This window comes from uncultured Kordia sp. (assembly GCF_947496985.1).
Classification (GTDB): Bacteria; Bacteroidota; Bacteroidia; order Flavobacteriales; family Flavobacteriaceae; genus Kordia.
Genome location: NZ_CANMEZ010000007.1, coordinates 181,661 through 205,747, shown reverse-complemented (window position 1 = coordinate 205,747; position 24,087 = coordinate 181,661). Strand labels below are relative to the sequence as shown.

The 24,087-nt window shown below is 32.4% G+C and carries 18 protein-coding genes and 1 pseudogene; 5 read left to right on the top strand and 14 right to left on the bottom strand.

Translation table 11 applies throughout. From position 1 onward, the window contains the following. Position 1 precedes the first annotated feature (1 nt). From Q0828_RS17725 to hemA, 6 genes and pseudogenes are all read right to left on the bottom strand, one after another. A complete protein-coding gene (locus Q0828_RS17725) occupies positions 2 to 532 on the bottom strand; it encodes a GNAT family N-acetyltransferase (RefSeq protein ID WP_298424217.1) in 531 nt (176 codons plus the stop codon). A 120-nt stretch (positions 533 to 652) separates the two neighbouring features. Next, on the bottom strand, positions 653 to 2,221 hold the full coding sequence (locus Q0828_RS17720) for a T9SS type A sorting domain-containing protein (protein WP_298424214.1): 1,569 nt from the start codon (positions 2,219 to 2,221) through the stop codon (positions 653 to 655). A gap of 185 nt (positions 2,222 to 2,406) precedes the next feature. Further along, positions 2,407 to 3,432 carry a uroporphyrinogen decarboxylase gene (gene hemE / locus Q0828_RS17715; RefSeq protein ID WP_298424211.1) on the bottom strand — a complete coding sequence of 342 codons (1,026 nt, stop codon included), beginning with the start codon at positions 3,430 to 3,432 and terminating at the stop codon, positions 2,407 to 2,409. 31 nt (positions 3,433 to 3,463) lie between these two features. After that, positions 3,464 to 3,783 (bottom strand): annotated as a pseudogene (locus Q0828_RS17710) (four helix bundle protein). A 15-nt stretch (positions 3,784 to 3,798) separates the two neighbouring features. Beyond that, positions 3,799 to 5,376, bottom strand: coding sequence for a hydroxymethylbilane synthase (gene hemC, locus Q0828_RS17705; protein WP_298424208.1), 1,578 nt, complete (start codon positions 5,374 to 5,376; stop codon positions 3,799 to 3,801). Beyond that, positions 5,373 to 6,632 (bottom strand): glutamyl-tRNA reductase, encoded by a 1,260-nt coding sequence (gene hemA, locus Q0828_RS17700; RefSeq protein ID WP_298424205.1) that lies wholly within the window; start codon positions 6,630 to 6,632, stop codon positions 5,373 to 5,375. The genes hemC and hemA overlap by 4 nt, the downstream gene beginning before the upstream one ends. A gap of 204 nt (positions 6,633 to 6,836) precedes the next feature. On the opposite strand from hemA, the gene Q0828_RS17695 reads away from it, so the two are divergent. After that, on the top strand, positions 6,837 to 7,727 hold the full coding sequence (locus tag Q0828_RS17695; protein WP_298424202.1) for an AraC family transcriptional regulator: 891 nt from the start codon (positions 6,837 to 6,839) through the stop codon (positions 7,725 to 7,727). Positions 7,728 to 7,749: 22 nt separating this feature from the next. On the opposite strand, the gene Q0828_RS17690 is transcribed toward Q0828_RS17695, so the two are convergent. The 8 genes from Q0828_RS17690 to Q0828_RS17655 all read right to left on the bottom strand — a co-directional run bounded on the left by Q0828_RS17690 (position 7,750) and on the right by Q0828_RS17655 (position 17,604). Next, the gene (locus Q0828_RS17690) at positions 7,750 to 8,241 is read right to left on the bottom strand and encodes a hypothetical protein (RefSeq protein WP_298424200.1); all 492 of its coding nucleotides are present in this window, start codon (positions 8,239 to 8,241) and stop codon (positions 7,750 to 7,752) included. Positions 8,242 to 8,247: 6 nt separating this feature from the next. Next, on the bottom strand, positions 8,248 to 9,240 hold the full coding sequence (locus tag Q0828_RS17685; RefSeq protein ID WP_298424197.1) for a hypothetical protein: 993 nt from the start codon (positions 9,238 to 9,240) through the stop codon (positions 8,248 to 8,250). A 17-nt stretch (positions 9,241 to 9,257) separates the two neighbouring features. Next, on the bottom strand, positions 9,258 to 10,055 hold the full coding sequence (locus Q0828_RS17680) for a retropepsin-like aspartic protease (RefSeq protein WP_298424194.1): 798 nt from the start codon (positions 10,053 to 10,055) through the stop codon (positions 9,258 to 9,260). Beyond that, the gene (locus tag Q0828_RS17675) at positions 10,018 to 10,644 is read right to left on the bottom strand and encodes a hypothetical protein (protein ID WP_298424191.1); all 627 of its coding nucleotides are present in this window, start codon (positions 10,642 to 10,644) and stop codon (positions 10,018 to 10,020) included. The genes Q0828_RS17680 and Q0828_RS17675 overlap by 38 nt, the downstream gene beginning before the upstream one ends. A gap of 9 nt (positions 10,645 to 10,653) precedes the next feature. Beyond that, positions 10,654 to 12,120: a phosphodiester glycosidase family protein gene (locus Q0828_RS17670; protein WP_298424188.1), complete on the bottom strand. Its 1,467-nt coding sequence runs from the start codon at positions 12,118 to 12,120 to the stop codon at positions 10,654 to 10,656. A 6-nt stretch (positions 12,121 to 12,126) separates the two neighbouring features. Then, the gene (locus Q0828_RS17665; protein ID WP_298424185.1) at positions 12,127 to 12,957 is read right to left on the bottom strand and encodes a hypothetical protein; all 831 of its coding nucleotides are present in this window, start codon (positions 12,955 to 12,957) and stop codon (positions 12,127 to 12,129) included. A 5-nt stretch (positions 12,958 to 12,962) separates the two neighbouring features. Then, complete coding sequence (locus Q0828_RS17660; RefSeq protein WP_298424183.1) at positions 12,963 to 13,850, bottom strand: hypothetical protein; 888 nt, start codon at positions 13,848 to 13,850, stop codon at positions 12,963 to 12,965. A 310-nt stretch (positions 13,851 to 14,160) separates the two neighbouring features. Then, complete coding sequence (locus Q0828_RS17655) at positions 14,161 to 17,604, bottom strand: TraB/GumN family protein (protein WP_298424180.1); 3,444 nt, start codon at positions 17,602 to 17,604, stop codon at positions 14,161 to 14,163. 212 nt (positions 17,605 to 17,816) lie between these two features. Between Q0828_RS17655 and hemH the strand changes: the two genes are divergently transcribed. From hemH to Q0828_RS17635, 4 genes are all read left to right on the top strand, one after another. Next, positions 17,817 to 18,854: a ferrochelatase gene (gene hemH, locus Q0828_RS17650; protein ID WP_298424177.1), complete on the top strand. Its 1,038-nt coding sequence runs from the start codon at positions 17,817 to 17,819 to the stop codon at positions 18,852 to 18,854. Next, a complete protein-coding gene (locus tag Q0828_RS17645; protein WP_298424174.1) occupies positions 18,854 to 20,206 on the top strand; it encodes an MATE family efflux transporter in 1,353 nt (450 codons plus the stop codon). The genes hemH and Q0828_RS17645 overlap by 1 nt, the downstream gene beginning before the upstream one ends. A gap of 208 nt (positions 20,207 to 20,414) precedes the next feature. Beyond that, positions 20,415 to 23,522: a glycosyl hydrolase gene (locus tag Q0828_RS17640; RefSeq protein WP_298424171.1), complete on the top strand. Its 3,108-nt coding sequence runs from the start codon at positions 20,415 to 20,417 to the stop codon at positions 23,520 to 23,522. Further along, the gene (locus tag Q0828_RS17635; RefSeq protein WP_298424168.1) at positions 23,523 to 24,074 is read left to right on the top strand and encodes a CopD family protein; all 552 of its coding nucleotides are present in this window, start codon (positions 23,523 to 23,525) and stop codon (positions 24,072 to 24,074) included. The last annotated feature ends 13 nt before the right edge of the window (positions 24,075 to 24,087 follow it).

Sequence of the window (24,087 nt, the reverse complement as noted above, 5' to 3'; positions counted from 1 at the left end):
CTTATAAGTTACATTCAAAGTGTAAAACATCCATAATATTTCCATGAAAATCTTCATGTCCATCTTTAATGCGTTTGGTTAGTGTAAAGTTATATTTTTCTGCAATACGTAAACTTCCAGGGTTATCTTCTCCAATTCTCAGAATGGCTTTCTGAAGTTGTAATTCTTTTTTGCAATAGGAGAGTAGTTGTGAAATTCCTGCTGAAGTAATTCCTTTTCCTTCGTGATTTTCGTCTATAAAATAAGCAAGTTCACATTCTTTAGTGCTCCAATTAAGTTTTTTAATGATGAGCAAGCCAATTGGAAGTTGTGTGGCTGTGTTTACTATTTTGAAGGTATAATTTTCTTTTACAGCGACTTCTCGTATTTTTCTGTTGATATATTCTTCAGTAGCAACTAATGAACAGTTTTCTTTGGCTGTAATAGGAAAATATTGATGCAATCGTTTTGCATTTGCTTGAACCAATTCAAAAAGTGGTTTGGTGTCTTTTTGTTCAAGAAGCGATATAATAAATTGGGCATTGATATTCATGATGCAAACGCTTTAGGATAGAAGCAATAATTGGAACTCTATATGATGTGCTGAGTCAAGTTCAGCAACTGCTCTAATATAAAACTTTTACTTTATATTCAAAATATAAGTCAATAGAACTTATTCTATGATTATTTTGGAAGATTGTTCGCCTAATTCAGATTGTAAATGAAAAATGTAAGTACCACTCGGTAAGTTGTCAATATTTATTTTTTCATTGAATTTTGAAGTTCCTTTTTGTGTAATTCTACCAACCAAATCAACAATCTCATAATTGAAGTTAGTGAAAGTATGTTGAGAGTGTTTTACAGTTACGTAATCTTTGGAGGGATTCGGAGAAATTGTTAATGTCGAGAATTCGTTATTTAAATCATTTAATCCTAATAGCGTAGCACCATTAAATTTAGCTAAATAAGAATGAGCGCCATGTGTAGCACTATATCCAGAATATGCTATTATGAAAGAACCATTATTTAAATCAAATAACCTGTTAACATTATCGGCTCTCATTGAAGAGTCTGGAGGAGTTGTATCAAAAATATGATAGCCATTACTTGAAGATGAATAATCTACACTACCATCTGAATTGAATCTCATAACAAATAGTTGAGTATTAATACTCGGATTAACCCAAAAATTACTCACGCTTCCTACAACTAATATTTTTGAATCAGAAAGCAAAGTAACATGTTGAAGATTAAGGTTTGGAGCGTTAGAAAAACTATATTGTGAAGTAATGCCATTATTTGCAAATGCAGAATTCAAGGCGCCATTTGAGATTTGTATTTTTGATAGAAAAACTCTATCCCTGGTCTGATTAGAATTATCATATTGATGTAAAATAAGAATTGAGTTGTTGTCATATTCAAATTTTAAATCCTTAATAGTGGTATATGTTGTATTAGGTATAATTAATTCTCCATTATTTCCAAAACTAAGATCATCTGAGCCATCTTGTAACTTTCGTACTAAATAAGATTCCTTCAATCCCGTTGATATATTCTTTTTTGCTCCGGCAAGTATGAATTTCCCATCATTCTGAAGGAATAGTTTATTGAGAATTTTAGTGGTGCTAGAATCATAAATATTGTAACTATGTAAATAAACTGCTCCTCCGGTACCAAAATTACTATCAACGATACCGTTAGCATCTAACTTTGCTAAATAATGATCAGAGCTATGTTTTGCGTAAATGTAGCTATTTCCAGCACCGTCAATTACAAAATCTAAAGCATCGTCGTGTCCAGAACCGTAAGAAAAAAGCGTTTGTCCATTTGTTCCGAAAGTTGTGTCAATATCTCCATCTAAATTAAACCTTACGATCATTAAATTACGATTGTTGTAAGGATAAGTTGAATATGATCCAACAAAAAATAGCTTATCATTATGATAGACTAATTTTTTAAACTCTATAGAACCATTTCTGCTAATACGTCCGCTAAAGGAGTCGTCAATAGATCCGTTAGGGTTAATTTTTTTTAAACTCAAATCCCAGCCAACAGAAGTAACGCTCACATAACCTGTGATAAATTCGCCATTTGGTAAAAGAACAGTGTCTGTTAAATCATTTACAGCTTGAATCGTAAAAGCTGTATATCCATCATTCCCGAAAGACAGATCTGATGTTATATTTTGTGAATATATAGTACTAACAGTCGCTAGAAGAATTAGTAATAGAAATTTTTTCATATTTGTTGAAGATGATTATCTAAGCTTTTTTCACAAATTTGTGAAAACATGTATAGTGTCAATTGCTATTATTTTTAACATAACAGAATCTATTATACTTAGGTCATAAATTTAATAATGATTAAAGTTACAATATCCTTATTCAAAGTCAAAATATCAATATGATACTAAAGCATATAAATTTATTACGCTTTATATTCTTTTACGGCATCAATGAACGCTTTTGCATTATCGAGTGGAATATCTGGTAGAATTCCATGACCAAGATTTACAATATATTTGTCTTTTCCGAATTCGCCAATCATTTGGTGTACCATTTTTTTGATTTCCGCTGGAGGCGAATACAAACGAGTTGGATCAAAGTTACCCTGTAATGTGATGTTTCCACCTGTTAAATAACGTGCATTTCGTGCAGAGCATGTCCAATCGATTCCTAAAGCAGAAGCATTTGAACTTGCCATTTCTTGCAAGGCAAACCAACATCCTTTTCCAAAAGCAATCACAGGAGCGTCGTCTTTTAGGGCTTCAATGATTTGGTTGATGTATTGCCAAGAAAATTCTTGATAATCTGTTGGTGATAACATTCCTCCCCAAGAGTCAAATACTTGAACTGCATTGACACCAGCTTTTACTTTTTCTTTTAGATACGCAATGGTTGTATCTGTGATTTTTTGTAATAATTGATGCGCTGCTATAGGGTTTGTAAAACAGAATTTCTTTGCTTTGTCAAAGTTTTTACTTCCTTGACCTTGTACGCAGTAACATAAAATTGTCCACGGAGAACCTGCAAAACCAATTAAAGGAATTTCATCATTTAGCAATTCTTTGGTTGCTTTGATGGCTTTGTATACATAGTCTAACTCAACAGTAACATCAGGAACGATTGCATTGTCAACATCTTGTTGTGTTCGCACAGGATTTGGCAAATATGGACCAAAATTAGGCTTCATTTGCACTTCAATATTCATGGCTTGTGGAATGACTAAAATATCACAAAATAGAATTGCAGCGTCCATTCCGTAACGACGAATTGGTTGCACTGTAATTTCACTTGCCAATTCTGGAGTTTGACAACGTGTAAAGAAGTCATACTTCTTTTTAATTTCCATAAACTCTGGTAAATATCTTCCTGCTTGGCGCATCATCCAAACTGGTGGACGTTCTACCACTTCTCCTTTTAAAGCTCTTAAAAATAAATCGTTTTTAATCATATCCTGGCTTTTGGCTCTTAGCTTTTAGCTATTAGCCGTTTTTTATTTTGTTTATTAATCCGTTGATCATTTTACCTTCTTTTTGTATTAATGCTAATATCTTTTCAGATTTAGCGATTTCAATCAAATTTAGTTCGATGATAATAATCAATTGTGTTTCTAATTTAAATAAAGAACCTATTGCAATTTCTAAAATCGCTTAAATTCTATTTCACTATTTCTGCTACAACCTTCAGTTATGTTTGAAGGAATAGAAATTGCAGCGCGTGTTATTACTTTCTTGTTTCTTAGCCGCTTAATCTTATTTATAAATATAGTTAAATCATAAATGAGTAAAAAGCTAAGAGCCAAAGGCTAAAAAGTTATTTACACATAATGCTCATTGACCAATTCAATAACGCTTTCTACCGTTGGTACTTTGGCAATACGTACATCTTCAAAGTATTGTTTTGCTTCTTTGGCCGTTGTTTCACCAATACAAAATGCAATACCTTTTGCTTTGTTGGCTGAGATATAACTTTGCACAGTTGATGGACTGTAAAACATGACACCTTCTACACCTTCTTGAAGTTTTTCAGCGTCTAATATAGTTTTGTAAGCATGTACTTCTGAAACTTCTATATTGTTTTTTTCTAAAATTGTTGGCAATGCATCCAAACGAATATCACTACAAAAATAGGTGACAGAAGTTCCTTCAATATATTCTACTAAATGTTCTGCTAATAATTTAGAGTTTCGCGCCGATTTTACAACAGGACCAATTTTTTGTTCAATGAGTTTTTTGGTTCGTCTTCCAACACAGTATATGTTTTCAAATTGTAACTCGGTGGCCGAAAAGTTATTTACCAATGCTTCTACAGCATTTTTACTAGTAATAACTACATTTTTAATCGGTTTGCGAACTACTTGTGGCTTCATTCTATTCAAGCTTACTTTGATAAAATCACTACTTTCTACAACCGTTTTTTCATTGAATAGTTGTCGTTGTGCTTCCGTTAATAACTTGGTAGAATATATGTTTGTCTGCTTTCCAGATTTCTTAATATCGTCCATTAAGCGTTTCCCGCCACGTTCAATAATAAAATCAGCACAGTATTTTGCCAATTCGTGATGTTCCCCTAATTTTTCGTAACGTGTAACGTAAATTCGTTTCGTTCCGTCTGTACTTAGTAATACACCTTCTAAAGTAACTACATCTTCTTTTATGTATGCAATAGCACCAATTGGAGCCGTACAACCGCCTTCTAATAGGTTTAGAAATTTACGTTCAATAGACGTACAGATCTCTGTTTCTTCATGATTGATTTCAGTACAGATTTCTCTGATTTCCTCATCTTCTTCCAAGGCTGTAATCATGATTGCTCCTTGTGCAGGGGCAGGAATCATCCATTCAAGATTTACAGAATCTTCAGGGCGTAAGCCAATTCGTCCTAATCCAGCGGCAGCGAAAATTGCACCATTCCAATGTTCTGTATCTTCAAGTTTTTGTAAACGTGTGTTTACATTACCGCGTAAATCTTCAATCGTATGTGTTGGATATCTGTTCAACCATTGTGCTTTTCGGCGTAAGCTTCCTGTAGCTATGACAGCATCACGTTGTGATAAAAATTCTTCGTTTTTCTTAAAAACTAATGTATCACGAACATTTCCACGTTTTAAAACCGCAGCTTGTACAATACCTTTTGGTAATACCGTAGGAACATCTTTTAACGAATGCACAGCAATATCAATGTCGTTATTGAGCATTGCAATGTCAAGCGTTCGTGTAAAAATTCCTGTGATTCCGAGCTCGTATAAAGGTTTGTCCAAAACTAAATCTCCGGTAGATTTTACGGGAACTAATACGGTTTTGTGGCCAAGATGTTCTAATATGTCTTGTACTACTTTAGCTTGCCACAATGCGAGTTCACTATCTCTAGTCCCGATTCTGATGAGTTTACTCATATTGAGTTATTTTCCAATTGAAATACTTTTTGTATTAACGCTACACTTTCTTCTGAAGTTGTGTTTTCATCTTTAAGATGATTTGCAAATTGTGTAGTTATTTTTTGAATGATTCTATTCGTGATGATTTCAGCTTGAGATTCGTCGAAATCATTTATTTTTTTACGCTGAAAGTTAATTTCTGCGTTTTTGATTGCTGTTAATTTTTGCTTTAGCGCTTTGATGGTTGGTGCAAATTTACGTGTTTCTAACCACGCAATGAATTCTGATTGTACTTCGTCAATGATTCCTTCTGCTTTTGGAATGTGTGCTTTTCTTTTTTCTAATGTTTCATCTGTAATCTGTGATAAAGCATCTAAATGAACAAGCGTTACATTTTCGTGTTCCGTTACATTTCGAGAAACGTTTTCAGGAATTGATAAGTCTAATACAAGTAATTCTTTATCTGTGTGAATGTCTTCTTTAGAAACTGTTGGACGCTGTGCACCTGTAGCAACAATTAAAACGTCTGTTTTTTGAATTTCTGAAGTCAGATTTTCATAATCTTTCACTATTAAATTGAACTTTCCAGCAATTTTTTCAGCCTTGTCTTTTGTTCTATTTATTAATGTGATATGATTGTTTTTGGTATGCTTTACAAGATTTTCACATGTATTTCTCCCAATTTTTCCTGTTCCGAATAGTAAGATGTTTTTATCAGAGATATTTTTTACATTCTTCAAAATATATTGAACAGAAGCAAAAGCAACTGAAGTTGCTCCAGAAGATATTTCAGTTTCGTTTTTAATACGTTTGCTAGCCGTAATGACTGAGTTTACCAAACGTTCCATGAAACCGTTGATAAGTCCAACTTCTTGCGAAGCTTTGAATCCTTTTTTAAGTTGTGATATAATTTCGAAATCTCCTAAGATTTGACTGTCTAATCCTGTTCCTACTTTAAATAAATGCGAAATGGCATTTTTATTCTCATGAATGTATGCTACTTTCTCAAATTCTTCGGCAGTTCCGTTGGAATAATCACAAAGTAGTTTAATGAATTGACAAGGACGTTGTGCAAAACCGTAAATTTCTGTTCGATTACATGTGGAGATGATTAAAGCGCCATCGCCAATAGCATCAATCTTTATAGTGTCAAGAATAGAAGCTTTCGCCGTATCTGGTAAACTAAACTTTCCACGTATGTGTGCTTCCGCTTTTTGGTAGCTTAACCCTACACAGTAGAAAGAATTATGTTTTGATATGTTGTATTGCTTCATGAAATTTCTAAATTCGTTAACAAAAGTATCATTAGCAGTTAAATAAAAATAACGCTCAAGGGACTTTTTATATCGCTATAAGTTTTTTAGATGCAATTCCTGTAAAAAACTTGTGGAATGTTGTAAATTTACTGCAAAATAAGGCTTTTTAGACTTGTTAACGTAGAATGATTCTAAATAAAGTGAAAACACGTATTACTACTTATGGAAGAAAAAAATATCGCTCAAGGTACTTTACAAGAGACTCAAATTGAAGATGGGTTTTACATTTTGAAGCTTCAAAATGATAGTAATGATACTCAGCAACTTATCCGTGAAATTGACAGTAGTTTTATACAATTTCATTTTACAGTGAAAGGAGAATGTAAGTTCAATTTTAATAATGGACGTTATTCTTTTGATGTATTAGATGAGCATGCGTTATTATTATACAATCCGCAAACAGATTTGCCTATTAATGTAGATTTGAAACCTAAAACATGGTTGATTTCTATGTTGATTCCTATTAAGAAGTTTCATGCATTGTTTTCGTTGGAAGCCGATTATATTCATTTTTTGAATGCTGATAAGAAAGATAAAAAGTATTATGATAATAAAAAGATAACGCCGATGATGGCTGTTGTACTAAATCAGATGATTAATTACAACATGCATGAATCTATTAAGAAGTTATATTTAAAAGGGAAAGCATACGAATTGTTGAGTTTGTATTTTAATAGAAGCGAAGATGCAGATATAGAACAATGTCCGTTTTTGGTAGATGAAGAAAACGTATTGAAAATTCGTAGAGCGAAAGATATTGTGATAGCAAATATGGCAGAGCCGCCAAGTTTACAAGAATTGGCAAATCAGGTTGGTTTAAATATTAAGAAACTGAAAGAAGGTTTTAAGCAGATTTATGGCGATTCGGTATTTAGCTTTTTGTTTGATTATAAAATGGAGTACGCACGAAAACTACTAGAATCTGGAAGTTATAACGTGAATGAAGTTGGATTGAAAGTTGGATATAGTACTGCAAGCCATTTTATTGCTGCGTTTAAAAAGAAATACGGAACAACACCGAAAAAATATATTCAAGCGAGTGTGAATAGTTAAAATTACACTCGCTTGATGGTTTTTATTTTTTATCACTACAATTTTTTAGTAAAGAATCTATGATTGCTTTATTGTAATAGATTTGATGTGTTTTTGGAATGTCTTTATTTACTTTAGTGATAATACTATCTAAGTTTATATTATACGCGTTAGTAAATAGAACGTTTTTATTTAGACTGTCTTTTTTGACTAACAAATTAAAATTCATTCCATCTTCAATGCACTTATTTTCATAAACGTCTTTGTTTATTTTGTTTGAGTAAAATGCTAATTTTTCATAGGTTTTGGCGCTGCTTTTTTCGTTGTAGATTAACGAATCTTTTTCAGTTCGTCTATTTCTTAGAAAGATTTTTTTTGTATTCTCTGTGACTTCATAAATATGAGAGTAGTTAGATGGATACATAGGAATTTCTAATCTAATATAATTATTTGAGGCAATTTCATTTGCGCCTTTTTCTTCGCAACCATTTTGAGATAATAGTAAAGAGATTGCTAGTATGATATATGTTTTCATTGGTTTTTATTTTTTCCAAATTTCTAAATACTTAGGATATGTTCTTTTCATTCTAGACAACATATTTTCTATGGTAATACTATAGCTGGCATATCCTTTACTAATTAGCATTTCTTTTAAGTCTGCAGCTTTGGCTTTGTCATCCGGATGGAAATACCTAATTGTGTATTTGGTGTTTGGTAAATTATCTACTGCGGGTTTTGGAACTGTTTTAGATTCTTCCGTAAATTTTCTCACACTGAAACTACCATCATTAATTACATAGTTTTTCATTTTTCTTAAGTCGAAAATTTTACTTTTTGTACAAGGAACTAATCGAATTTCATATAAATCTACCACCGTATTTGTAGTGCCAGGCTTTCCGTATATTTTTCTGATTCCAGTTTTGTCTAAATCACTAAGTACTCCGTAATTTGTCCATTTAGGATTGCAGTAATTCATTACTGAACTCATATCACAAGGAGTCACGTAAAATCCACCATCTGTTCCTTGAGGCTTTTCATTACATAAACAATCTACTCTGTTTTGCTCGTGTGCGAGTCCTATGGCATGACCAAATTCATGTACGGCAATAAATTTTATACATTGTTCTTTGCTGTATCCTATACATTTAAATTGTCCATAGAAATTGAATGATAATTCCATTCCATTTCTCATTCCATCAATTTGAGTTCCTAATCCTTTTACATGCGGATGTGCGTAATCGTTTATTAAAATTCTAATACCACGAGTGTTTGATGTAGCTTTTCCCCAGCCAACAAATTCTATATTTGCTTCTTTTTCCCAAGAACCTTTTATGGCTTCTTTAACCCATTGTCTTTCAATGGCATTTGAAGCTGTTGGATTTTCCCAACTTACTTTTATAGTTGTTTTTCCATTGCTAGCAGTTGGCCACTTAGCATTTTTTTTCATATTGATACCTGTGTATCCTGTGTAAGGTTGAGCAAAGCAAAATTGAATTGCGAAAAACAATAACCCTAAGTAAAGATATTTTTTCATAATGATAATGTTTTTGATTAGTAATTGTTATGTATCCATATTTCTATATAATCGGGGATAGGCTTTTTATAGTATGGCTGCATGTCTTCCAAAGTTACCATATAGTTTAGACTTAATAGTTTGGTTTTTAGATGTATAGCTTTTTTTACATCGTTTTTGTCAAAATATCTAATGGTTATTTGGTTTTTTAATCTATCAATTGCTTTTTGTGGAGGTGTATTTTGTTCTATGTCAATTTTAGTAATGTATATCTCATTTTTTGAAGTTTTAAAGTCAGCGATTATTTTCTCGGTTATCTCTTGATCTGATGTTGTACATGGAATTAGTTTTAATGTGTTTAACTGTATGTTGATACTTTTCTTTTTTAGGATGAGTTCATTTTTTTGGTTGTCAATTGTAATTGTTCCAAAATTCTCTAATACACTTTGTCCAAGTAATGGTGGAACATTGTTTCCATCAATTACAATAGCTTCTATATTTTCTAAGAGTACTTTACCTATTTTTATTTTTCTTATTTTTATTTGCCAAGCATAGACTAAAGATCCATTTGCTAATCTTGTATTGGTTTTGGCAATAATATCATCATTTGTAAATACGGAATCTTTCAATAACTTATTAAATAGGTCTTTCCCAAAAGAAACTGTAGATGCTCCTGTATCAAAAATGAATTGCTGCTCAGTACCATTTATGTTAGTTTTTATCTCAATTATATTGGCAGAATTTCTCGTAAAAGGAATAACTATATCTTCATTTTTTTGAGAATGTGCTATAAGTGAACTAAAAAGAAATACCGTAAAAAGAATCTGGTTGAACATATTGAGTACACGTGAGTTTAAAGATAATTATTAATAGAATTACGATTCCTATTGATACAATAAGAAAGGTGTTAAATTGTTTTTTGTATTTCCATTTTATTTTGCCTAAAAAGTTTAAAATAATAAATAGTAGAAAAAGTGCGCTAATTATAATGGTAGGAAAGTAAAAGCCACTAGTTGCAAATCTTGAATATATGTAAGTGTAATTTCCGTCACAACTATATTTCATTAATTTTAAAAAGTCGCTAATTTTTGGTTGATGAATAAAATATTTTTCTCCTTCAAATTTTAGTAATAGGTTTTTTACCTTCTTATCTCTAGGGTTTACAGTTTGTGAATTGATTCTACTTCCTAGTTCATTTGCTAATAATGATATTATAATATCACCTCTAAGTTCATTGTCATTTGTTGATAAGGTGTCTTTTTTTAATAATTTGGCTTTATCAAAAGCAATATCAATGTCTGAGAGGGAAGTTTTCTTTAAATCTACAGTTTCAAGGTCATCTAATTCAACAGTGTCAAAAATGGTATGTTGAGCAATTCCAATATTGAAGATGAGTAAAATTCCTATAACAATGCAGTTTTTCATACTCGTATTTTATTTCTTTTTTACAGTTAAAAAAGTTCCTAAAGTATGTCTGCTTGTTATTCTTTCTTTTATACTTGGAGCATACCACTGGCTTACAACACCATCAAGGTATAATGCGTTGTCACATTTTAAATGATCTCGGAATAATTCTGAAAACTCGTAAAAGTTAACAGGTTGCTCAGATATTACTAAGAATATTTTTCCTTTTTCGGTGACACCAATACCATTTCTAATATTAAGATTTGTAGAGCCTTTATTAAAAGCCTTGTTAAACTTGCCTTTAATTACCATCATTGGTCCAGATTGTGTAGCCGTAACTATATTGCCTAATTTCTTTTTATTTTTTACGTAATCGTCTGTCGTAATTACTTTTGAAACACCTTTGTCATTTATCAAGAAAATCCCATTTGGAGGCAACGAATAAAAGTTTCCGTATCCTTTCTTTTGGAGGTTTACATCGGTTATTAGTTCTCCTTTATTAATGTATAAACCTAAAGGATCTTTTCTTTTATCATACATTCCTGCATTAAATGAGAAAATATGTTTTTGTGCTTTAAGTTGTTTATCAATAGATATAAAGTTGTGAATTTTCCCCTGTTCATTTTTATTAAACAATTCTATTTCGTATTTCTTTGTATCTATTTCGCAAACAATATATTTTTTGTTTAAAAAGGTAACAAGTTTTAGCTCGTCACTTATTTTTTCTTCCTGAACAGTTGGTTGCACTATTTCTTCTGATTCCTTTTTGCTTATAACCAACATAGGACGTAATACAGGCTCTTTAGAAGCGTGTTTGCCTTTTGGAGAGAAGTAACTTATTTTTTCTTCTTCCAAAACAATAGCAGATGTACAGTTCATCTTTTTCTTGAAAAAAGAAGCAAAATCATGATATTTAAGTTTCTTTTTAGAGATGACAAAAACAATATGTCCATCAGAATTGATACCAACGCCACTTAATTTTCTTTTTGCAGTGTCCTTTTTTAAAGCTGTCTCTATTTCGTTTTTTGATACTAAAATGGGAGAAGATTCAATCGCTAGAAGAAAATCTCTAGGATTTAGTCCTTTGACTTTTTTGGAATATTCAACGATACTTTTTAAGTTTTTTGATAATAGAAAGATTCCTTTTTGATCTATAAAAAGACTATCATCTAAACTTTGGTCACCATTACTAATGATTGTTCCATTTTTTAATAATAAACCTTTAGATAAGCTAGAATTACTTTTCTTAGCTGCGTTAATAGCAAAAACAAGTTCATCTTTTGAAGCTAAAATTTCTTTCTTTGATAACTTGTTGTCTGTTGTGTTATATAAATCTATGTCATACAACTCAGGATCAACTGTCAACGTGATAAAAGAATTTTTCTTGTAAGTAACTGTTTTTATCTTTGCATGCTCTGTTTGTTTTTTTTCTTGAGCAGCACAGCTTAGAAAAAACACAATTGATAGTATGATACTTATGCTAGTTTTTAATTTCATAATTTTTTATCTGTAAAACACAATTAAATTGGTTGCATCTTTTAGTTTTTTGGTGGCTTTATAGGTTAGATTTTTGTCGTCTTTGCGGATTAAAAAAATATTTTTGCCTCCAGTATCTAGGTTTAATATGTATTGAACATCATAACCAATATAGTCGAGTACTTCTTTGGCGTACTTTGCAGATTGGTTTAGTGGTAAATAGTCAGGAACATCTACAATAATGTTGTAATAATCGTTATTGTAAAAAGCTGTTGCTAAAAACCTTCTTTCTCTTTTTTTTCCGTAGTGTAAATTTCTGAAATTGAATATTTTATCTTTAGAGTATACTAGTTGTGTTTGAAAAATAGTATATTTTTCTTCTCTTGCTGCTTTTAAAAGGTGAAATTTATCTTTTGAGCTTTTTCTTGGGTTTATTTTTACTTTTGAACCGTCATCTAGTGTAAAACCGCTTTCTAATTTATCCAAATCCATTACAAAAATGAATTTTTTCTTAACAATGACTAATCCGTCCATTGTTGGGTCAATTCTACTATTAATCAAATTTCCGGCATCGACCGTTAAACCAACAGGTTTTGATGTAGTTTTCCAGGTTTCTGAAAAAGCTCCAGCACAAATTAGCATTACTTTTTTATTTTTTTGCCAACTTAAGTATCTAGTATTGGCGTTTTTTGAAAAGTATTTTGTTTTAATAGAGTTTCCCATATTAAAACTATGCACATAAAACTTATGCTTATAATGAGTATAAGTGCTTGTGGTATAATTGGAGTCAAATTCCTGAGAAAAGACATTGGCTATTCCCAGAAATGACATTAGTATAAAAACAAAGAATGATTTCATAAATACTAATCTTTATAATATACTAATAGATTTGTTGCTTTTTCAATCTTAGCTCTTGATGAACTACTAGGGTTATGATTGTATAAAGAAACACCATTATACGTGTACAAAATATTTTTATCTCCGGTGTCTAAATTCATGATGTATAAGACTTCAAAGCCGTCATGATTTAAAACGCGTAATACATTTTTTGCTCCTTTCATAAGGTATTGCTCATCCTTTGCATCTACAACAACATGATGTACAGTTCCTGCTTTTTTACAGATGGCTAAATATCTTCTTTCTCTTTTCTTTCCATAGGTAAGATTTGAGAAATTTTCAGAAAGCGTCTTTTTTTCAGAATACACTAATTGTGTTTGAAAAACGGTAAGTCCAGCTTTTTTACCCCAATTTAAAAAAGGTGTAATGTGAGAGACTTTATCTCTAGGAGTAAAATATTTATAGTTGCCACTTCCGTAAGGTGATTCACATTTTATACTCTTTTTATCTAAATCAACTACTGCAATACCTCCAATTTGAGCTGCTCCATTATAAACGATTACCATACCGTCCATAGTTTTGTTTGGAGACCTATTTACAATGACACCATTATCAACACATAGGCCTACAGGAGTTGCTGTTGAAAGCCACGTGTCTGAAAAAGCGCCTGCGGTAACTAGAAGAATTTTTTTCCCAGTTTTCCATTTCAAGTATTGAGAATGTGCGTTGGTTGCAAAATATTTTGCTTTGATGTTAGAACTGCTGGTTCCTTTACGGGAAAAATCATATAACTTATATGTTTTGTTGTCAAACGTATAAGATTTTTCTTGAAATTTTCCGTTAAAATATGATTGGGCTTTTGAATCTGAAATGTAGGCGAAAAGGATGAAGGATAAAATTAATTTTAATTTCATGTTTAGGTTGTGTGGTTAGTTTTTTAAAAGTGTGAACATTAAAAGTAGAACTTTTTAATGTAAATAACAATTTTTTTCTTACACCCTTATTTTTGTAGGGTGCTATAAATCAAAAGTGTACAAAGTGTGAGTGGTTTTTTGATACAAACCACAGTGTTATAGGGAAGAAGTGCATTTATGAACATTTTCGTTATGTTGTACCACATTTCGATAACGACATTAGTTGTCTTTAATGAGAATACATTTTTATTTTAATAATGCTCAATGTGCAATTGTGATGAATGTATTAACGTTATTTTAGTATAAAAATCTAAAACCTCGATCTTCCACTGACACGTTTTCTGTTTTTATACTTTACGAGTTCAATAGCTTTTTCGTAGACTTCATCTTCAATTTCATCACCATATATTTTTGTGCCACCGTAGGTTTTTGTAGAGAAATAAGGTTTTGTATTGAGTGTTTCCTGATCTAAGAACGCAATGTAATACAACTTTGTGCCTTTGTCATAGGAACTTTCTTTTGTCACCTTGAAAAAATAAATGGTGCTATTTCCATCTTCATTTTCTACTTGCTTTGTAGTTACAAACGAAATTTTATCCTTTTCTTCATCAAAACTAATTTGATTAATTAATCGCGTTTCTGCATATCGTTTTTGTGTTTTTAACGAATCAGGAACAACCGCTAGTAAGTCTTTTTTAGCTAGTTTGTATAATGTAGAAGAGAGTGCAATTGGATCCTCAATTGTCTTTTCTTTTAGTTCTTTTGAAATTGGTTCTTGATTTTCAGCAAGTAATGCAACATAGGTTGTTAAAGCACTTTTGGCATCACTTTTTACCAACTTATTGAAGAAATCCTTGATTTTTTTATCTTTTCGAAACGGAAATAAAAGCTTTACATATCTATTTAAAGCACTATTACTTTTGCCATTATACGATGACTTCCCTATATTTCGTTTGATTTCTATTTTAGCATCATTCAATAATTGATTTTTATATTTTTTATAGGTTTTTGGTTTAATAAGACTACTATCGCTCAATTGTGTTAATAATGAATAAATAGGCGTTTTGTATTCTTGAATGCTTGAATAATTCAGCAATTCTGGAAATAAAGTTTTCTTTAATGCTAAGCTGTTTTTTCCTGTTTTAAACAAACGACTTGTGCCTCTAGAATCTAACGGAAAATCTTTTTCTAATAAGGAAAGTACCAACTCATAAGAAGCAGCTTCTTTTTGTAATAATAACGACTTTAAAATAGCTGTTTGCGTTTTTGGTTTGTCGTATGCTTTTACATATAAATCTTCAAAAAATGGATGAATTCGATCATTTTTTAACTTCCCTAACGACCTGATTAGGTAGTTTTTAATAATTTCCCTGTCTTCAGGGAAATCGTGTTCTTTTAGAATAGAAATAATCGTATTAGCATGTTTGTCTGTAAATTTGATTTTAGCATATGATTTCAATACAATACTGTCATTATTTTTAATGCCATCAAAGAAAATAGCTGTTTTGTCAGAGAAAATATCTTCCCCGAGTAAAGTATCTGATGGTTGAAAAGTTTCATAGAAATTTGCTACAAATTCAGAAGGTTCGGCAATGGAATCTTCTAGCGTAAGCAAACCGTATAACACACCTTTATTTAATATGTTTTTCATGTAAATACGCTTAGTACTTGCGGTATCTTTTAAACGATACGTGCTATAGAACACATCGTCTTTTTTCCAAACTTTTTTATCTTCAATTACTAAGTCATATTTATACCCTTTTTCCAACGAACTCCAAACACTGTCAATATTGTGGAACATCTGTAAATCATGATATTTAAGACGTTTTACATAAATTCGTTCATTGCTTTTTGAGGTGTAAATGATATATTTTTTATCTTCATCATATGATTTTTTCTTCGATTTGTAACGTCCGTATGCAGCATTTGTTTCAGGTTGTTTTGCACTTGTTAATACAGAAAAATGTAGTGAAGTGTCAATGACTTTTTTAAACTGCTTATAACTTGGTTTTTTTAGTTGAAACGAGTTGAAATATTTCGTTGCTTTTTCATCTGTTTTTCCGATATAACCTAGCAAATAATAGCTTTCATCTTTGATGATGGTTTTTAAATAAATATGATGCTGTTTTACACTGTCAATCAATGCAGAAGATTCATAACTTTTATAGCCAAAATCGACAAATTTTCCTGTTTCTTTGGTTAAATCGAGCTTGTTGTAAAAATTATCATGTATGTATGCTGCTTCAAATGCATCTTCTTCAATGTACGATAAATCATAACTCAATACTTCTTTAAAAAAATAATACTGATCATCAATTTCTGCTTGTAGCAGTTTGTTTCCAACATTTTTAGTATTGTCTGAAATGTAATTAGCAGGAAACAAAAAACTATACTTATTATACTCAGAAGTATAGGTTTTAAGCTCATTTGAAGATGCACGAAACTTAATAGAATCAAAGATTTCCTTTTCATATGCTAAGACAAAATCCTTTTTTCCGGCAAATTTGATAATAATAACTTCCAAAGGCGTTTTGTATATATGATACTTTTGGTAATCACCTTTTTTGGTTTTATTCACAATACTGAATCCTGGAAACGGACTTGTTAATTCCTTTTTTGAAATAATATCGCCAGGGATATCTTCATATAATAATGGATCAATTTCGTCTAGTGTAATTTCTTCCTCGTTCGGAAAATGATCATACGTATTCAAGCGTGTAATAGTTAAATACGCGCCATTTGTCATGTCGGGCGCTAAATAAAATTTCTGCTCCTTATAAACAAACTCACGAAGTTCATCAAAGGTTTTAATCGTAATAAAACCATCAGGTGTACTATATGAATTTAAATAAGGTTGTACGTGTAAATCTTCTAAAGTAGCTTTTGCTTTTAGTGCAAAATCTGTCTGCTCAGACGTTAGCGGTTTTACTATATAACCTCTATCTTCTAACATTTGTAACATGCCTTTTTCTCCAGCTAAATGTGCTGCGCCAACACCTGCAAAAACAGTTTTGTGTTGCATTAATGAATCCATCACAATCACCATATTTTCATTACGTTTATATAACATATGTTCACGATAGAACTCAGTGTTTGTCGCAGCTCCGATAGAATCTAACAATTCAATATTTCTATCTCTATATACATCTTCTTGCAGTGTATATTTGTTTTTTTCTTTAAACTTTTTTTGAAGCCATTCATCTGGTTTTTTCTTCAAACGATTAAAAGCAGCGCGTGAAGTTAAATAACGCGATTCGCCAATATCTTCTAAACTAATAATGGGTTTGTTGTTCTTTTTTCCTGCCTGATAGATGAACATATCTAAATACGTTTCTTCTTCAAAATCATCAGCACCAGCTTGCTTTCTATATAAATAACCATTAATAATTCTATTGTCAAATCGAATAATACGCCGTACTGTTTCTTTTTTTGAAAACTGTGGATTAAAACTATTCGTATAAAAATTACTTCCGCTAGAACCTCTTGGGGAAGTAGTAGTCATTCGTTCATAATTATGTGCCAACCAAGTTGTCGGATCAGATTCTAAAGCGACTGTTTCAGCTTCGTTTAGCGCTTTAAAAAAGACATCGTCCAAGCGAAAAGCTACTTTTTTACTCACATGCATGGTTCCGTATAAATAGGAAGGTTTTTCCATGCCATTTCCAGAAACTTCCCAAAGAAGACTTTGTTTAGTTTGTTGTGAAAAAAGGATAGATGTAAAAAACAGGGATAAAATCGATATGTAAACTCTCATAAAAATCGGGTGCAATATTTAAGACCAATACATGTTATTGGCAATTTGATAACAATGTACTAAAGATAACGAATCTTTCCTGTTAACAGAATCATAATGCGTAAAAATAGCTTTTAAATGAGTGTATAAACATTTCCTATACTTCTCTATATAATTATTGAAGATAGAGTCGTATTTTTGTGTTCAAGAAAAACGTAAAAAAGAAAACACAGATGAAAGGTGTATTATTGATTAATTTAGGATCTCCTGATAGTCCAAACCCTAAAGATGTAAAAAGATACTTAGGTGAATTTTTAATGGACGAACGCGTGATTGATGTCCCAAAATGGCTTCGTACATTTTTAGTAAAAGGAATTATATTAAATACACGTCCAAAAAAATCTGCAAAAGCATATCAAAAAATTTGGTGGGATGAAGGGTCTCCATTAATCATAATTTCTGAGCGTTTTCAAGAAAAAGTACAAGCGCGCGCTAAAGTTCCTGTAGCTTTAGGAATGCGTTACGGTTCTATGAGTATTAAAAAAGGATTGCAAGAATTGCATGATAAAGGTGTTGATGATGTCTTGGTAGTTCCTTTATATCCACATTATGCAATGTCTTCTACAGAAACGGTAATTGAAAAAACAAAAGAAGATCAGAAAAAGCATTTCCCAAATATGGATTTGACTATTCTCCCTTCTTTTTACAAGCATCCTGATTACATTCGTGTACTATCTGAAAAAATAAAAACACACCTAGAAGGTGTTGATTATGATCATATCTTATTTTCATATCATGGAATTCCTGAAAGACATATTCGAAAGAGCGATCCAACAAAATCACACTGTAAAATAGACGGAAGTTGTTGTAACACGCCATCAAAAGCACATGAATACTGTTACAGGCATCAATGTTTTGAAACCACAAAAGAAGTAGCTAAATATTTAGACTTGCCAGGAGGGAAATATAGTGATTCTTTTCAATCACGTTTAGGAGGTGACCCTTGGTTAAAACCATACACAGATAAAGAATTTGAACGTTTTCCAGAAGAAGGTAAAAAGAATTTAGTGGTTATAACACCTGCATTTGTTTCGGATTGTTTAGAAACATTAGAAGAAATTGCGATGGAAGGAGAAGAAGAATTCAAAGAAGCTGGTGGAGAACACTACAAGCACATTCCTTGTTTAAATGATGATGATAGTTGGGTAAAAGTAATGACACGTTGGATTAATGAATGGAGCGTAACTTCTAAAGAAGAAGTAACAGCCTAATGGCAAACAAAGCTTCTGCCGAACTTGGTACAGCACCGATAGGAAAACTCCTAATTTCGCAAGCACTTCCTGCTTCTATAGGAATACTTGTAATGTCTTTAAATATGGTTGTCGATACCATATTTGTAGGACAATGGATTGGTGCCATGGCAATTGCAGCTATTACGGTAGTAGTTCCGCTTACATTTTTAATAGCTTCCATAGGAATGGCAATTGGAGTTGGTGGTGCATCCATCATTTCCAGAGCATTAGGCGCTGATGATCATGACAAAGCACAACGAACTTTTGGAAATCAAATCGTACTATCGTTTGGATTGTCCGTTTTCTTTGTAATTGTCGGATTGATCTTTAAAGAAGAAGCGTTAGCATTATTTGGTGCGAATGGTAAAATTCTCGGTCCAGCCGAAATATACTATGAAATCATCATGTATTGTATTCCGTTTTTGGCCTTATGTATGACGGGAAACCCTGTTGTTAGAGCAGAAGGGAAACCAAAATTTGCAATGGTTGCATTGATTCTTCCAGCTATCGGGAATATTTTATTTGATTACCTATTTATTAATGTGTTGGATATGGGAATGGCTGGTGCCGCTTGGGCAACCTCTATCTCATATTTTATCTGTTTTCTATTCATCTATTGGTTTTTCTTTTCAAAACACAGTGAACTCAAAATTCGTTTACGATGCTTCAAACTAGAAAAAGCAATTGTTCGTGAAATCACAGAACTTGGAGGTGTTACTTTAGCACGACAAGGAATGGTAAGTATTTTATCAATTATTTTAAACCATACGTTATATACATATGGAGGTGAAACTTCGGTAACAATCTATGGAATCATAAGCCGAATGCTGATGTTTTCTTTATTTCCAGTCATGGGAATCTCACAAGGATTTTTACCAATTGCAGGATTCAATTACGGTGCAAAAAAGCTAGAACGTGTACGCGAAAGTATCAATATTTCTATCAAATATGGAACAGGATTAGCGCTGGCAATCTTTGCAATTATTATGTTTTTCCCAGAACAAATTACGGCTGTTTTTACAAAAGACGCAGTAGTTATCAGAGATACACCAAATGCATTGCGTTGGGTATTTTTAGTAACGCCATTAATTGCTGTACAAATGATTGGTTCTGGATACTTTCAAGCTATCGGAAAAGCGATTCCGGCACTACTATTAACGCTTACAAAACAAGGTTTTTTCTTAATTCCTCTAATTCTAATTTTACCAAAATACTACGGAATATTTGGCGTTTGGATTGCATTTCCTATTGCCGATTTATTAGCCACAATCGTTACAGGAATTTATCTTAATAAAGAAGTCAGGCGAACGTTGAAAATTGCAGAAGTATAATTAACACTATATATAAAACCACGATTTAAAATTGGTACATTTATCAGTTAGTTTATAAACTATCAACGATTGCGTATTCTTCTTTTTATGTGATAATTAACATCACGAAAAACAATAGTTGTTAAAAACAGAACTAATTCAGGTCAGTTAACGAAAACTAAGTAATAATTCTTTATTTTTAATAGCTAAAAACCAAACCAACCTAAAAATGCGATTTTTATCCTTACTCACCGTGCTACTACTTACGGTAGGAAGTTCTCTTGAACTGCAAGCACAAACCTTTGATGAAGCTTATTACAAAAATGTAGAATACCGACTTGTTGGGCCATTTCGCGGTGGACGAAGTGCTGCAGTTACAGGTGTTCCAAACAAACCAAACCTTTTCTATTTCGGAGCTACTGGTGGTGGTGTATGGAAAACAACCAATGGAGGACGAAACTGGGAAAATATCTCGGATGGTTATTTTGGAGGAAGTATAGGATCTATTACAGTTTCTAAAAGCGATCCAAATGTAATGTATGTTGGTGGCGGAGAAAAAACTGTGCGTGGAAACGTATCTTCTGGATATGGCGTATGGAAAAGTGTAGATGCTGGGAAAACATGGACAGCTTCGGGTTTAAAAAATTCAAGACACATTCCAAGAATGGCGGTGCATCCAACAAATCCAGACATTGTATATGCTGGAGTTATGGGGAACTTATACAAATCAACACAAGAAAGAGGCGTATACAAAAGTACTGATGGAGGAAAAACATGGCGTAAAACACTATTTGCTAATGCAGATGCTGGTGTAGTTGATTTACAAATCGATCCTACAAATCCAAGAATCTTATATGCTTCTACATGGAGAATTCGCAGAACGCCGTATAGTTTAAGTTCTGGTGGAGAAGGTTCAGCGTTATGGAAAAGTACAGATAGCGGTGAAACGTGGACAGAAATCTCAACAAAAAAAGGGTTTCCGACTGGAACTTTAGGAATCATCGGAGTAACAGTTTCTTCTCTGAATAATCAGCGTGTTTGGGCAATTGTAGAAAACAAAGACAAAGGTGGTTTGTACAGAAGTGAAGATGGTGGCGAAACTTGGAAACAAGTTAATAGCGAACGAAAATTACGCCAACGTGCTTGGTATTACACACGTTTATATGCAGATACTGAAAACGTAGATGTTGTATATGTATTAAATGTGCGTTATCACAAAAGTACTGATGGAGGAAAAACATTTAGTACATACAATGCTCCACACGGAGATCATCATGATTTATGGATTGCTCCAGAAAATCCAAAACGTATGATTATTGGTGATGATGGTGGTGCACAAGTTACCTATGATGGTGGGGAAACGTGGAGTACCTATCACAATCAACCAACATCACAATTTTATAGAGTAACCACGGATAATAGTTTTCCATACAGAATTTATGTAGCACAGCAAGACAATTCAACGATACGAATTCCGCATAGAACAGACGGACGTTCTATTTCTGATGATGATTGGGAAAGTACAGCTGGTGGAGAATCGGCACATATTGCTGTCGATCCAAAAGATAATGATATTGTATATGGAGGAAGTTATGATGGTTTTCTAACGAGAAAAAATCACAAAACTGGAACTGTCAGAGCCATCAATGTTTGGCCAGATAATCCTATGGGACATGGTGCTGAAGGAATGAAATATCGTTTTCAGTGGAATTTCCCAATTATTTTTTCAAAACACAATCCAAATAGATTATATACTTTTTCAAATCGTGTACATGTAACCGAAAATGAAGGACAATCGTGGGATATTATTAGTCCAGATTTAACTCGAAACGATCCAGAAAAACTAAAATCTTCTGGTGGACCAATCACACAGGATAATACTTCTGTAGAATACTACTGTACAATTTTTGCTGCGCAAGAATCTCCTTTAAAAGAAGGTTTGTTGTGGGTTGGAAGTGATGACGGATTAATTCATATTACACAAGATGGAGGAAAAACATGGAACAATGTTACGCCAAAAGGAATGCCTGAATGGATGATGATAAACAGTATAGAACCTAGTGCGTTTGATGCGGGAACGTGTTACGTAGCTGGGACAAAATACAAAACAGGGGACTTTGCTCCGTATCTATACAAAACAACAGATTACGGGAAATCGTGGACAAAAATTACGAATGGAATCAATAACGAACACTTTACAAGAGTGCTCCGTGAAGATCCAAAACGTAAAGGACTGTTGTATGCAGGAACGGAAACAGGTATGTATATATCATTTAATGATGGTAAAAACTGGCAATCGTTTCAGTTGAATCTTCCAATAGTTCCAATTACAGATTTAACGATTAAAGACAATAATTTGATTGTAGCCACACAAGGGAGAAGTCTTTGGATTATTGACGATTTAACAGTAATTCACCAACAATATAATATTGCCAAAAATGAAAATATTTTATATACGCCAAAAGATACGTACAGAATGCGCGGTGGTTCGCGAAAAGGAAGTAAAACGGAAGGAACGAATCATCCGAATGGTGTTATGACATATTTTTATCTAAATGATTACAATAAAAAAGATGAGGTTTCTATAACGTATATGGAAGCAAATGGAGATGTTATTAAAAAGTTTAGTACAAAAAATAAAAAGAAAGACAAGCTTACAGTAAAAGAAGGTGCCAATCAGTTTGTGTGGAATATGAGCTATAAAGGAACTGAAAAGCTAAAAGGAATGATTTTATGGTGGGCAAGTTTAAATGGTCCAAAAGCAGTGCCTGGCGAATATAAAGTGAAACTGACTGTAAAAAAAGAAGGTGCTGATGCTGTTGAAATTACAAAGCCATTTACCATCTTAGCAGATAAAAGAGCTGAAAGTATGCTAGTAGACATGCAAAAGCAGTTTGATTTCATCAAAGATGTAAATGAAACGATGGACAATGCGCACAAATCAATCAAAAAAATTCGTAAGATTAACGCAAAATTGACTTCTTTTGCAACGCAATACAAAGACGATGAAAACGTGAAAGATTTGGTAGAAAAAGCCAAAGAATTAAAGAAGCAATTTACGTCTATAGAAGAAGCGTTATATCAAACAAAAAACCGTAGTGGACAAGATCCGTTAAATTTCCCAATTCGTCTCACAAACAAATTAGGACACTTAAATTCATTGGTAAGTATGGGCGATTTTGCGCCAACAGCACAAGATATTGCAGTGAAAAATGAGTTAACTCAGAAAATAAATAAAGAATTGAATACATTTAACAACTTGATTGACACAGAAATTAAAGCGTTTAATGATGCGTTCAATTCAAAAAAACTAAACTATCTGTTCATAGAAGATTAAATGGGACAATACTACGACTACATAAAATCATTACATTTAATATTTGTAGTGACATGGTTTGCAGGATTATTTTACATTCCACGATTATTTGTGTACCAAATAGAAGCATTTCATAAGCCTTCTCCTGAAAAAGAAATCTTAGGAAAGCAACTGAAACTTATGGCGAAACGCTTGTGGTTTATTATCTCGTGGCCATCTGCAATATTAGCAACCATTTTTGCAATTGGGTTGCTAATTTTAAGACCAGTTTGGTTAGAATTTGGTTGGATGCACGTAAAACTAGGATTTGTATTCTTACTATTTTTGTATCATATTAAAACACATCAAATGTATAAACAGTTGCAAAGAGACGATGTACGTTACACTTCTAGCTTTATGCGTATTTGGAATGAAGGCGCTACATTTATACTCTTTGCCGTTGTATTTTTGGTAATTTTAAAAAGTACGATCAATTGGATTTTTGGTGTCGTAGGAATCTTTGTATTAGGAATTTTGCTCATGTTAGGATTTAAGCTATACAAACGCATTCGCGAGAAAAATCCTGAAAGATAACTTGGCTTGATTA